General features: G+C 65.5%; 9 protein-coding genes and 3 pseudogenes. 6 read left to right on the top strand and 6 right to left on the bottom strand.

The features are described from left to right. Positions 1–53 precede the first annotated feature (53 nt). The 3 genes from ACWGIH_RS09150 to ACWGIH_RS09160 form a co-directional block, all read right to left on the bottom strand. The gene (locus ACWGIH_RS09150) at positions 54–281 is read right to left on the bottom strand and encodes a hypothetical protein (RefSeq protein ID WP_453448123.1); all 228 of its coding nucleotides are present in this window, start codon (positions 279–281) and stop codon (positions 54–56) included. 890 nt (positions 282–1,171) lie between these two features. After that, positions 1,172–1,384, bottom strand: a complete 213-nt coding sequence (locus ACWGIH_RS09155; protein WP_453448124.1) for a hypothetical protein — start codon at positions 1,382–1,384, stop codon at positions 1,172–1,174. 9 nt (positions 1,385–1,393) lie between these two features. Then, a complete protein-coding gene (locus ACWGIH_RS09160; protein ID WP_453448125.1) occupies positions 1,394–4,777 on the bottom strand; it encodes an RHS repeat-associated core domain-containing protein in 3,384 nt (1,127 codons plus the stop codon). A gap of 572 nt (positions 4,778–5,349) precedes the next feature. Here ACWGIH_RS09160 and ACWGIH_RS09165 point away from each other — a divergent pair. Both ACWGIH_RS09165 and ACWGIH_RS09170 read left to right on the top strand, forming a co-directional pair. Then, positions 5,350–5,784 (top strand): DUF6368 family protein, encoded by a 435-nt coding sequence (locus tag ACWGIH_RS09165; RefSeq protein ID WP_453448126.1) that lies wholly within the window; start codon positions 5,350–5,352, stop codon positions 5,782–5,784. Between the two features lie 289 nt (positions 5,785–6,073). Next, positions 6,074–6,343: a hypothetical protein gene (locus ACWGIH_RS09170; protein ID WP_453448127.1), complete on the top strand. Its 270-nt coding sequence runs from the start codon at positions 6,074–6,076 to the stop codon at positions 6,341–6,343. Between the two features lie 390 nt (positions 6,344–6,733). On the opposite strand, the gene ACWGIH_RS09175 is transcribed toward ACWGIH_RS09170, so the two are convergent. Further along, entirely contained in the window at positions 6,734–7,108 is a 375-nt protein-coding gene (locus ACWGIH_RS09175; RefSeq protein ID WP_453448128.1) for a phosphotransferase, read from the bottom strand. On the opposite strand from ACWGIH_RS09175, the pseudogene ACWGIH_RS09180 reads away from it, so the two are divergent. Further along, a pseudogene (locus ACWGIH_RS09180) lies at positions 7,090–8,063 on the top strand (IS481 family transposase). The gene ACWGIH_RS09175 and the pseudogene ACWGIH_RS09180 overlap by 19 nt on opposite strands. Positions 8,064–8,836: 773 nt before the next feature. Here the strand turns inward: ACWGIH_RS09180 and ACWGIH_RS09185 are convergent. Further along, positions 8,837–9,022: a hypothetical protein gene (locus tag ACWGIH_RS09185; protein ID WP_453448129.1), complete on the bottom strand. Its 186-nt coding sequence runs from the start codon at positions 9,020–9,022 to the stop codon at positions 8,837–8,839. Positions 9,023–9,125: 103 nt separating this feature from the next. Then, positions 9,126–10,004 (bottom strand): annotated as a pseudogene (locus ACWGIH_RS09190) (RHS repeat-associated core domain-containing protein); the annotation flags it as partial. A gap of 267 nt (positions 10,005–10,271) precedes the next feature. Between ACWGIH_RS09190 and ACWGIH_RS09195 the strand changes: the two are divergent. From ACWGIH_RS09195 to ACWGIH_RS09205, 3 genes and pseudogenes are all read left to right on the top strand, one after another. Further along, positions 10,272–10,802 carry a helix-turn-helix domain-containing protein gene (locus tag ACWGIH_RS09195; protein ID WP_453448130.1) on the top strand — a complete coding sequence of 177 codons (531 nt, stop codon included), beginning with the start codon at positions 10,272–10,274 and terminating at the stop codon, positions 10,800–10,802. 729 nt (positions 10,803–11,531) lie between these two features. Beyond that, positions 11,532–12,058 (top strand): annotated as a pseudogene (locus tag ACWGIH_RS09200) (HNH endonuclease family protein). A gap of 280 nt (positions 12,059–12,338) precedes the next feature. Beyond that, positions 12,339–12,884 carry a peptidylprolyl isomerase gene (locus ACWGIH_RS09205; RefSeq protein ID WP_453448131.1) on the top strand — a complete coding sequence of 182 codons (546 nt, stop codon included), beginning with the start codon at positions 12,339–12,341 and terminating at the stop codon, positions 12,882–12,884. Positions 12,885–12,960: the final 76 nt, after the last annotated feature.

Genomic DNA, 12,960 nt, shown 5'->3' on the forward strand with positions numbered 1-12,960 from the left:
TGCCGCGCTCCGAGTGGATGAGGGCGGCGCGTGCGCGGCTCGGGGCGACGGGCCTACCGCCCGCCCATCTCGCGGCGACCGTTGGTGGGGTGGGCGGCCTCAGCCACCAGCCGGGCCGCTGGTACGAAGTGCGCGATGAGCAGCCCACAGAGCACCGCTACCCGGAGAAAGGGCGCGTTGAGGGCGCCGACGTCCACGATGGACAACGGTTCCGCGACGTCTACACCGGGTTCCAGCAGGACAAGGCCGGCAAGATCCTCAAAGCCGGGCCACGGCGTCATCGGCCTTTGCTGCTGAGGACCTGCGCCCGCGCGCCCGCGCCACACACATCTGGGAGCTTCGATTGCGTTCTCATAGCGTCGCGCAGGAACTCGTGGGTGTCGTCCTGCCGCTGTGCCACAACGAGGCGTCCCCGCGATTTGTCGGTTTCGGCCACACCGGCGCCGACGTCTCCACAGCCATCCTGGGCCGTGTCGTCAAAGTCCCGCCGGGTCGGCGAGCGGCTGACGTTCCTTGTCTGAAATTCCCGCTTTGCGCCCCCTGTTCGGGTGGATGCGAGAATTCCCGGATGGGCTTGATCACGGACTCCGCGCCGCTCACCCTTCGCCCCACGACCGCCGAGTTGCGGCCCGTCGTTGAGCAGTTGACTCAGTTGTACCGTCACGACATGTCCGAGTTCCTCGGCCATCTTCCCGCGGCCGATGAAACGTTCGGATTCAGCTTTGGAGTCGCTGCAGGGTAGCTGTGTGTGCCACTGGCCCGGCCAGGGCCTGCTCTGGCCTCTGGAAGGGATCACACCCGGTGACCAGCGGTGGTCAATACCGACCACCAGTGCGACAACCAACCCCGACCACACCTCCACCAGTCTCGGCCACCGCACTGCGCAGACATCGCCCACGACCGTCTGCGGGGCTGCGCACCGTAATTGAAAACGAGTTACGTCAAGTAGCCAATGCGATACCGATGATGATTCCTAATACGATCACGACCACCCACCAGACGGTAAAGCCACGATTAGAGTTCGCCATGTTCTTCTCCAGTCTCATGAGGATGATTCGTCGTCTTCGCCGAATTCTCTTCGGGATCCACGCGGTTCTCACGTGCCACGGACCCGCAGGCCCCCAGGGGTTTCACCCTGGGGGCCTGCGCTGTCCGGTCATCAGAGCCTGAACTAGCGTGTCAGCTCGCCGATGAGGCCCAGCAGAGCAACGATGAGAAAGACGACACCGAGTCCCACGAAGAGGATTCGAGTGTTATTTCTGGCTAGTTTGGCATTGTTCTCGCCCACCCTTGCGGACAGCATCCTTTGCTGGCCGCGTGCGGCGTAGACCCCGACCAATATGGCCAGGATGCCAAGCGCTGCGAAAACAAGCGGCCCTGTCATCGAATCCTCCTAGAACTGTCTCTCGACAAAATCACTGGCGGCGTAGCTACCGAAGGAAGCCGCCGCACCGCACGCTGCTCCTGTTGCCAGTCCCGCACCGCCAGTCGCCACACCAAAGCCCACGGCAATGGAGCCGCAGACCGACCCGACAAGAGCGCCGCCCGCCATGCCTGCTGCGGTGGTCGCAACGCCCTTCCAGTCACCGTTGAACGCGTCCTTGCCCATGTCGACGACGTCCTTCGCAGTCCCGACCTGGTCCACGAAATCAGTCAGCACGTTCTTCAGGCCGGTCGGATCGATCCTGTTGACCGGGTCGCCTTCGGCGTAGAGATAGGGGTTCTGCTCCTGGCCAGAGGGATCGGGGCTGTTGAAGCGGCCGATGTTGGGGTCGTAGTAACGGGCGGCGAAGTGATACATGCCCGTCGGGTCCTGATAGCCCCCGGCGAACCGGTAGGGCTGGCTGACCTTTTCCGTGCTCGCGGCGCGGGTGACCCCGCGGGGGCTGTAGGAATACGCGTTGGCTTTCGCGCCGGACTCGTCGGCGGTGGCGACGACGGAGCCGAGGGCGTCGGTGAGGTAGTAGAACGCCTTTCCGCCACGGGTCATGGAGTTGAGTGTGCCCCCCGGTTCGCGGTTGAAGCCCGAGTCCACGCCCGCGGTTGACGTGGCGGAGAGGCCGATCGGCCCGTTATGGAAGAACGTGTCGCCGAGCTTGATGCGTTCGCTCTGGTCGGTGGAGCCGTACTGGCCGGTGTAGGTCTTTCCGGCCACGGTCAGGGAGGTGAGCTGACTGTGATCCGACCATGTCTCCCCGGTGCGGGTCCCCTCCGGGGTCGACGCCGCCGAGGTCTCATGGCCCTCCTGGTCGTACGACCAGTTCGTGGACGAGCCGTTCTTCGCGGTGATCTGCTGGGCGTCGTTGACCGTGTAGGTGGTGCCGCGCGGGCAGCCCTTCTCGGTGCCTTGGCTGGTGAGGTTGCCGGCCAGGTCGTAGCAGTACTGCCAGGACTCGTTCAGCGCGGAGCCCTTGTTCTCCGCGGCGTAGGAGAAGCGGCCCGCCCCGTCGTAGCTGTAGCTGGTCTTCAGTCCGGTCACGGCGTCGGTGCTGGTGCGGATCTTGTCGCCGTCGGTCGCGGCGCCGGTGCCATATCCGTAGGTGTAGGCAAGGTCCACCAAGGTGCCCTTGGGGGACGTGGCCGTGATCTTCTGAGGGCGGCTGGACTTGTCGACATCGACCTTCTGCACCGTTCCGCCGGGATAGGCGGTCTCGGTACGGACGTCGTTGTTGTTGTACTTGTGCGTCGTTACCCGGCCCTGGGCGTCCTTGAGTTCCTTGAGCTTGTTGACCTCGTTCCAGGTGTAGTCGACCTTTCCGGCCGGGTCCTGGTAGAAGTCGACGTTGCCTGCGGGGGTGTAGGCGAGCAGGGTCTGGGAGCCGTCCTGCAGGGTGCGGATGGTTTCGCGCTGCAGTGGGTCGAACTGGTACTTGACGGTGCCGGTGTTGTCGTCACGCTGGCGGAGGTTGCCGTCGTCGTCGTAGTAGTAGCGCACCGTGTCGTTGGTGGTGGAGACGGTCTTGATGCGGTCGAGGTGGTCGTAGGTGAAGACCTTCTTGATGCCACGGCCGTCGGTCAGGGTTTCGGTGCGGCCCAGACTGTCGTAGGTGTAGGTCGTCTCCCCCAGCGGCCCCGGCGGGGTCACCTTGGTCAGGTTGCCCTTGCCGTCATAGGTGAACGACGTCTTCACCGTCTTGGACGTCGACATCTTCGTTTCGGCCGCACACCGCTGGCCCTCGAACCCCCCGCAGGTGGATGTGGCGGGGTTGTAGGTGTAGGAGACGCTGCCGCCCCCGGTTCCGCTCTGCGCGACCGACTTGGTGTTGCCTGCGGTGTCGTACCCGTAGCTGGTCTTCTCGCCATCAGCGTTGGTGGAGTCCTTGGGCACGTCCCCGCCGGCGATCGTCTGCCAGCTCGTAACGGACTTCCCGCCCGTTGGGGACGTCACGCTCTCCAGGTTGTTACGGGTATTGAACCCGTAGTCCGACACATTGCCCGGGGTGGTCCCCGAACCCATCGCATCCGTGGACGTGTCGACGTTGTGGTTCGCGTCGAATTTCGTCGAGCGGGAGTGCTTCAGGGCGTCGGTGACCTTCTCGACCTGGCCGTCGCTGTCGTGCTGATAGCTGGTGGCGTGCTGCTCGGGGTCGGTGACCTTGGTCGTGCCTGCGGCCGTCGGCGTGGCGGCGTCGTACTCATACGTCCACGTGGGACCGGTGTGGCCGGAGCCGTTGAACTCCGTTGCCCGCAGCATGGACGTGACGCGGTTGGCGCTGTCGTAGGTGAAGACGGTGACCCGCTTCTCCGCCGTGGTGATCTTCGTCAGGCGGCGAGAATCGTCGTAGTCGAACGTGGTGGTCTTGCCTTCCGCGTTCGTGGTCTTGTGCAGGTTCCCGGCCGGGTCAAGGTCGAAGACGGCGGTGCGGCCCGCGTTGTCCTTGGCCTGCCACTGCGAAGCATCGGTCTTGACCAGGTCGATCCACCGGCCCGAGCGGGTCTCGGTCAGCTTGAAGCCCTTGTTCTCGCCGCCCTCGTCATGCTGGGCGATCGTGATGGCGCCCTTGTTCTTGTCCGTGACCTTGGTCAGCGTGCCGTGGCTGTTGTAGGTGTCCTTGGACGACGACTTCCAGTTGGTGACCGTGTAGGTGCCGTCCGCGTTCTTCTTCAGTTCCTTCGAGTAGCCCTTGGGCGTGGTAAACGTGCCGTCCGCCTTCTGGGCGAACCGCAGGCTCTCCCCCGAGGCGTCGTAGAGGACCACCTCGCCGTCCAGGACCTGCAGGTAACGCTCGTACTGCTGCCACCAGCGCTGGGAGACCTTGCCCCAGGGGGCATCGAGGGAGTTGTAGGTGCGTGACAGGCTCAGGTTCTGGCCCACCCCGGCGATCTGGAAATCGGTCGCGGTCAGCATGAGGTTGCCGGTCGAATAGTCGACCCGGGCTGTCAGAGCATCGGTGATCGCGAAGTTGCTGATCTTGTGCCAGGGCACATCCCCCTGCCCCTCGGCCACATAATCACTGGGCGCCGCCCGGCCCGAGAGGCCGGCCTCCTCGCCGCCCTGGGCCCGCTTCTTCTGCTCGGCCCGCCACGCCGCCACCTCACCGGTTGGCGTGCGCTCGGCCTGCGGTGCCACCGGGTCGTTCGAACCGACCTTCACCGGCGGCATCGTGAAGTTCGGGGCGTCCTTGCCCCACGCCGATCCCGGCTCATCGGCAGCGGAAGCGATACCCGCGGCTGGCAGCAGCGACAGCGTCAGGGCGCCGGACGCGACCACCGCCGCCGAGGCCAGAGCGGATCTCTTGCGGGCACGCGAAAGACGCGCGCCCCAGGTGCGATTCATCAAGGCTTCCCCCCACAGGAAGTCACATCCCGCAGACCCCAGCGGCCACGGGCGGCACACAAATTGACACACCATCACCACAAGACGCGGCCTCGTTCCCCAGAACGCCCATGCCACACACGACGGAATCAGCCCCTCCCCTCCACGCGGGCAAAACGCCGCAAACAGGGCGGAACGAAAGACTCCCCACACCCCCGTTACACACAGCGAAACCCCCACCGACCCGAACCCGACCGAAAACAAGCGCCGCCCAGCCTCCCTCCAACACCACCACCGGCAGAAGGCATGCCGGCGAGAGAGCCGCGGGCAGAAATCTGCCCGGAGGGCAGTTGGTTCGCAGCCGTCAGCGCCCGGTTCGGACGCCCTCGAATCGACCCAAACGACGAGTGGAACCCACGGACGCGGCTGGTCGCGAAGAACACAACGAGCAGACGCGCACCGCCGGCCCTTCCAGCTGCTACTTGATCGTCGTGGATGAGACGTGCAGATGTGTTCATTTCAGCTCGACGACGCTCGCACCGCCCGCCGTCCAGACGGAGTTCAGCGGGACGGGCCGGTGCACGGAGCACTGGTTGGCACCACGCAAAGGAATTCTCACGCAACCTGCAGCATTCTCAACCAGCTTGCTGGACGCCAGGCCAACCGCGCTCCACTCTCCGGAACTCCCCCTCGACACCGTCTCATTCGATCTGCCGGGTCTCAGGTCAGGAATTGACGCCTACTGCATCAACGATGAGACCCTCACACCTGACATGGGCGACGAGGCCACCTTCAACTCCGAACACGACGATCAAGGCGACCAACAGCACCTTCTCGGCTTAACCCCTACTCACGCGGCCACTGTCATCGCGTTCTGCAGCAGCTCCGTTGACCACGTCGTCACGGCACTGCTGACCACAGCCATCATCGACCTCACCGCGGGCATCGCCCATGCCGAACTGGCAGCCAATCACATGGTCACCCTCACAGGACTGCCCAAAGTCATCGCAGTGACGCCCGGTCCTTGACCCGCCGCGCATGTCTCGGCCGAGTTCCTCAGACCACGGGCTGAACGACCCGGCTTCCGGCTCCTGACGTAACCCGACCGCATTCAGCCAGCTCAAGCAGGCGGCAATCGTTTACCGAGGAGTTCGAATCCTGCGTGCCCGAACAAACCATCAACGCACCTGCGAAACCAGCGGTGTTACTACCCCTTCCCAAGAGTCCGCACAAACAGTTAGGCCAACCGGGGGAAGGCGGAGCAGTCTCCATCGATGCGGGTCCGCCACCTGCGGAATGATGCGTTCCATGCGAATCATGAAACGCGTTCTCCTCGCGGCTGCGGCCGCGTCGCTGCTGGTGGCGAGCCACGGCGCAACCGCCACGGCTTCCGCGCCCCTACAGACCGCGCCCGTACAGTCCACGCCGGCAGCCGGGCCAGGCTGGCATCATGTGGCCGACTTCCCTCCGGCCGAGGAGAACAACTGTCATGGGCGCGGCCGCTGGTACCTGGAGAACGGCGTACGCGCCTACGAGTGCCGGGCCACCGGAGTCTGGGAATTGTGGGTTCTCACCGAACCCTCCTGACCCGGGCCGGGGCCGGACCGTTGCTCCCACGACAGCGCCTGCCCGGCAGCAGGGGGTGCGCAGCGCCATCACTGCGGCAACGTCACCGGCGCCAGACGGCCCGTTACGCAGCGATCCTGCTCCACGCACCTGCACGCGCAGAGCGCAGCGATGCCCGACCACCGCGATGACCGCCCGACCGCTCAACACCCGACAAAGCAGCCGCATCACCCGACGTTCAGCCAACCCATACAGCTGCACAACGGGCTTGCACAGCGGCCGCCCACAGCCATCCCACCTCCGGCACAAACCCGGCGGCAGACACCAAACACTCTCCCCGACCACCACGCCGCCAGCCCCGACCACCACAGGTCAGCGCGCTGCACACCCCACCCCGCCCGGCACCGGACCCTACGCCCACACCAGACACACACCCATCAGCGAGCAACAGCCCCACACTGCACAGCAGCCGAAACACAGCCACACATCACAACCACGACAGACCATCACCGTCAAGCCACGACCCACAGCGATGAGCGGCTGCTCCGCGGCCGCGGGCTCCCACCCGGACATGACCAACTGCGCGCACACGTAGGCCGGATTAACCCACGGGGCGCCCCGCACGGCCGCCGCCCAGTCCGCCACCAGCACCCAGCTCCCGGCGGCAAGAAGCACGTTGTCCGCCCGCAGATCGGCGTGGACCAGCGTGTCCCCTGCCATGGAACACCGCGCCTCCCACCGCGCCAGCTCCTCTCCCCGCTCGGCCCATGCCCACTGTCGCACCATCCGCTGAACCGGGACGGCGCATCGGGGGGCCCGGCCGGACAGGGCGTAGCGCTCAAAGTTTCCAGGACGCCCATCACCTGCGCCACATCCGGCGAGGACGGGCGCAGCTGCGGGTGGCGACCCGCCACACTTTCGAATCCAAGGACGCTCCACCTCTTCACCCCCAGCGACCACCGCAGCGCCGGGGCCGGGACCGTCGAGGGGAGCAGTTCGTTGGTACGCCGCATTCATCATCTCGGTGATGCCCGGGTGCTCTGGCCCACAGCCTTGACGAACACCTCACCACCCGACATCGCCGCCTCGACCGTTCACCGCATCCTGCGTGACCATCACCTGCCGCCGCTGGCCACGCTGGACCGGGCCACCGGCCGGCCCGTCCGCCGCTACGAACGCAACCGGCCCGGTGAGCTGCTCCACATCGACGTCAAGAAGCTGGGCCGCATCCCCGACGGCGGCGGCCACCGCGTGCTGGGACGGGAGGCTAGCAGCAAGAACCATGACAGGGCCGGACTGGCCTACCTGCACACGGCTTTGGACGATCACTCCCGGCTCGCCTACACCGAGGACCTGCCCGACGAGAAGGCGGCCACCTGCGCGGGCTTTCCTGCAGCGGGCCGCCGCCTGGTTCGCCGGCCATGGCATCACCGTCGAACGAGTGCTGACCGACAACGCCTGGACCTACACGAAAACCACCTGGCACGAGACCTGCCGACAGCTGGGCATCCAACCACGCTGGACACGGCCCTGGCGTCCGCAGACCAACGGCAAGGTCGAACGCTTCCACCGCACCCTGCTCGATGAATGGGCCTACCACCGGCCCTACACCAGCGATACCGAACGCCAAGCAGCGTTTACCGACTGGCTCGACTGGTACAACTACCACCGACCCCACACCGGAATCTGCAGCCAAACCCCAGCCAGCCGCGTCACCAACGTGTCAGAACGACACAACTAGTCCTCAAGCCGGACTTCGCGGTCCACGGGTTAGGGGAAGACGAGGTTGTCACTACCCGGGCAAGTGCGGGCACCGTCGTCACGCAAGAGCACAATCGAGCCGTCGGCTTGCGGGGTATGGGTGCGGGCGGCGCTCTCGGTGCGCACGGAGCGGCGCAGACTGGGGAGGCGGGGGGCTATGGCCACCTCCCAGTAGGAGCGAAGGGACCCGGCGAGCGCGGTAAGGGCCGCCATCTCGCCCCTTGCAAGGCTTTGGGCCCAGACGGGCACAGGCTAGGAGCAGAAGAGCTGTGACAGTTCCCGGCTACGTTGGCTTCGTGGGGTACTCAAGAGTCAGTCAGTCGAGTCCGGTCTCCAGATCACGGTTGCCCTGGCCGGGGGCCAGGAAGTCAGGAAAGTACGAGGCCCACGGAGCGAGCTTCATCCACCGGTCGCCGCAGTTTTCAGCTCCGTCGTTCGGCTCACGGCAGACGAAGCGGCGAAGCACCTTGCGGCCCCTGCGCCGACCTGGGAAACGCTGCCGCCTCTCAAACTCGGGCTGCACATCTCTCAATTTATTGGCCAGCAGGCCCGATTTCACTCTTCGCCAGCGGGACTCCAGCGCCACCCATAGTGACGCCGCGCACCGCCCGCTCGATTCCCCATCATCTCGACCGCCCTGGCAAGGCGATCTGTGTTCACCGTGAGCGTGTACACGCGAGGTAGGGACGGCGTGTCGGGGCGTTCATCTTTGCTCCGGGGACCGGCACCGGCCTCAGCGTACCGACGTTTTCCTCATCGATATTTGATGAGAATGCCGACATTGACCGCTGTCAGTAGAGTAGCGAACAGAAGAGCCGTGAGGAGCCCAATGTCCATTCCGTTTTCGATCGCTACGGAGATCAGAATCACCAGCAGCAAAACACCGAAAGCGACCCCCGTGGAAGCCAGAATTTTTGCACCCCTGCGCCTGCTGCTCACTCACTTTCCCTTTCTTCGGGAATAGATGAGAACGAAGGCAACAAAAGCCAAGCTGATCAATAATACTGGAAGTTCGTATCCATCTGGAATAACCCCTCGGGCCTCAGTAAGTGTCAGAACCATCGGCTGCCTCGCTATGTTGTCTACCCTTGCAGGTTGGGGGCGCCTTCTTCTCAACGCCCCCGACCAATTCTTCACCGTTCAAGAAGCCTTCTGCTCGAACCACTCTCCCGCTGCCTCGCTGGCCGCAAACACAGCCAACTTCAGCTGCAGCAGTCGCACCCGCGCTGGCTGAAGCCGAGATGGCAACGGCTGTGGTACAAGGCGCACCGGTCAATGCACCGCCAACCATGCCTGGCGCCTTGCTCTTTGCCGTTTGCCAGTCGCCATCACGGACTGCCCCGTAGAGCCCCGTGGCATCCTTGACGTCGTTGACTTTGGAATAGAGGTCCAAGCCCTTGTCGAGCCAACTCTTGAGACCCGTCGGGTCGATGCCGTTGACGGGGTCGCCTTCGGCGTAGAGGTAGGGGTTCTCCTCTTGGCCGGAGGGGTCGGGGCAGTTGAAACGGCCGATGTTGGGGTCGTAGTAGCGGGCGGAGAAGTGGTATAGGCCGGTCAGGTCCTGGTAGCCACCCGTAAACCGGTAGGGCTGAGGCGTCTTTTCAGTGCTGGCGGCTCGGGTGACGCCGCGAGGGCTGTAGGAGTAGGTGTTGGCATTCGCGCCGGACTCGTCCACCGTGGCGACGACCGAACCGGGGGCATCGGTGAGGTAGTAGTGCGCCTTGCCGTCACGGGTCATGGAGTTGAGTGTGCCCGCCGGTTCCCGATTAAAGCCCGTGTCCACACCGGCAGTTGACGTGGCCGACGGGCCGATCGGGCCGTTGTGGAAGAAGGTGTCGCCCAGCTTCATGCGCTCGCTCTGGTCGGTCGAGCCATACTGGCCCTCGTACGGCTTGCTGCCCACCGTGAGCGACGTGAGCTGGCCTCCCCATCCTCCGGGGCGGTGTTCGTGGACACAGTTCCCGAACCCGCCGAACAGCCCGCATGAGAACTCGAAGGGACGTGTCCACGAACCGATCGGATACTGGACGCCGCACTCCCAAGTTCGTGCGTCCCCTGATGATTGAGCGAGTTCAAGCATCAGGGGAGGTGCTCGTTGCGGGCATGGCACATGGTCCAGGTCTCGGACCGGGCCCCGGCGTCCAGGTATTGGCCGACGGGGCCCGCGCTGTCATCCAAGGAGCTCGACATGGAGCGCGCCGTGCTCGACCAGGGCATGACCCTACGACAAGGCCAGGGCTACACCCTGCGCGTCAGCATCGACCCGGCGGTACACCGCCAACTCCTTGACCGCTGCCAGCCGCTCGACAGAGCCGCGGCGATCCCGGCCCAGCGCAAGGCCCGCCACGAATACGAGAACCGGGTCAGCACGCTCACGCCCCAACATGCGAGCCCACCAGTCCCGAGGCCGGAATCCATGCGAACGGACCGCGGTATGTGCAGCCAGCCCAGCCAGGTTTGGCGAGTATCAATCTGCCTGTCCGGGTGCCTGATGGGCAGGAATGGTGTGGGTGAAGCTGTAACTGGTGCCGATCTTCCGATCTCGAAGCAGACCCAGACCCACCACTTCCGGGTCCTGCGCGAGGCAGGTCTCATTGACGAGATCGACTACGGCAACCGCAAGGGCATCCGACTACGACGCGCGGACATCGAGAAAAGATTCCCCGGGCTGCTCACGCTCCTGGGCTCAGAACCCCCGAGCGGTACTGCTCCTCGCTGAGCACCGCTGAACACACCGGAGGGGAGGCCGAGTTGCGCCATGCTGGCGGGCAGCTGCCCGTGGCCGCGGCGGTAGAGACCAGCGTGGTGCGGTGGTCGCCCCACGGCCCGCATCCGCTGACCGGCCAGCAGCCTCGACGCCTGCCCGGCCACCCGAGGCTGCCGGACGGGCCGGTCTTGTTGGGCCCCCTTCCGACCCGGCAGCCTCGATTCGGAACCGCCCAGGACGTGGTGTCGTTGACCCGTGCGTGGGTGGGTACGCCGGTGCGCTCCCCGACGATGCCCACGTGGGCTGGCGACCGTGCCCGTGACGGAAGCCGGGCGAACGGTCCAGCGCCGCATCGTCGTCGTCGCCCAGCCCACTCCCGACCGCCCCGACGGCGCCCCTCCTCGCCACCACCATCCCGCAACCGTGGGAAGGGCGACCGGTACATGTCCTTGGATCTCACCCCCTGACGCTTCGCGGAGTGGCCGCGACGATCGGACTCAACGCTCGCACGGGTGACACGAACGCCATACACGGCACGTCGGCGAGCCCCGTCTCGCTACGAAGTTCTTGACCACTTCGTGATCTTCGAGGAGCCCCGTGCCTGCCATCACCCGCACCGCCGTCCTGATCACCACCGCCGCGGCCCTCGCCATTCCGGCCGCCGCCGCACAGGCCACGCCCGCCGCCGCGCCAGCCGCCGGCGAGAGCGTCACCCGGCCTCTCCAGACCGCCCTGCCCGTCATGGACGAGGTCCGTACAGGCTACGAGCGCACCGCGTTCAAGCACTGGGTAGACGCCGACAAGGACGGTTGCAAAACGAGGGCCGAGGTCCTCAAGGCCGAAGCGGTTGTCGCCCCCAAGCAGGGAGCAAAGTGCAAGCTCAGTGGCGGTAGTTGGCACTCGCCGTACGACGACCAGTACATCCACGGCCCGGCCACCCTCGACATCGACCACCGCATCCCGCTCGCGGAAGCCTGGGACAGCGGCGCCAAGAACTGGACCCCGGCCGAGCGCCAGGCGTACGCCAACGACCTCGGCGACGACCGATCCCTGGTCGCCGTCACGGCGAAGTCCAACAGGAGCAAGGCTGATCAGGACCCCTCCACGTGGATACGCCGGCCGAGGGCGACCGATGCGAGTACGTCACCCACTGGGTCGCGGTGAAGACCCGCTGGAAGCTCGCGATCGACCCCAGCGAAGAGGCCGCACACGCCGAGAACGCGACGCGCTGCCCGAACGTGCCGATCAAGGTGCAGCCCGCCCGATAGCTGACGTCTGCCCAACCCGCCTCCCCGTCGCACAGCCGACGGGGAGGCCGCAGAGCCCTGAGGGGCCACGGTCACGGCTGTGACTGAGCGCTCTAGCTGGCCCCTGAGCGTTCTTGCTGACCCACGTGAGCACCGCGGCAGCCCGCCGGTCGACAGGAAATGCGCGATCTAGTCGGTTACATGGCAGGGCTGGAATCGCCGCTCCGTGTCCTTGGGGCTGCTGCGGCGAGTCCCGTTGGGGCCGCCGTGCCGTCACGGCCATGCTGGCCAAGTACCTACCGTGATCAAGGAAGGATTGAACGTGACGAACAGCTCGAATCCGGTCGCCACCCTGTCGACGACGCAAGGACTGATCCGCATCGCCCTCTTCTCGAACCATGCGCCCAAGACGGTCGCGAACTTCGTCGGCTTGGCTGACGGATCCCGGGAATATACGCAGCCGAACGCGAAGGGAGACATGTCGGGGCCGTTCTACGACGGCTCGGTATTCCACCGCGTCATTGACGGCTTCATGATCCAGGGAGGGGACCCGACTGGCACCGGGAGGGGCGGTCCGGGCTACAAGTTCGCCGACGAGTTCCACCCGGAGCTCCAGTTCGACCGCCCCTACATGTTGGCCATGGCCAACAGCGGCCCGAGCACCAACGGCTCGCAGTTCTTCATCACGGTCGGACCGGCCACCTGGCTGAACTTCAAGCACACGATCTTCGGTGAGGTCACGGACGAGGACTCCCGCAAGGTCGTGAACTCCATCGCCACCACTGAGCTGGGTTCAGGCGATCGCCCGGTCACCGACATCGTGGTCGAAAGCATCAGGGTCAGCTGACGGCCCTCACCCCGACCCCGACAACGGAGAGGCCCGTGTCCATGACGAGCTGACCTCATCGGCCAAAACGGCAACG

It is taken from the genome of Streptomyces sp. NPDC054872, assembly GCF_053610705.1.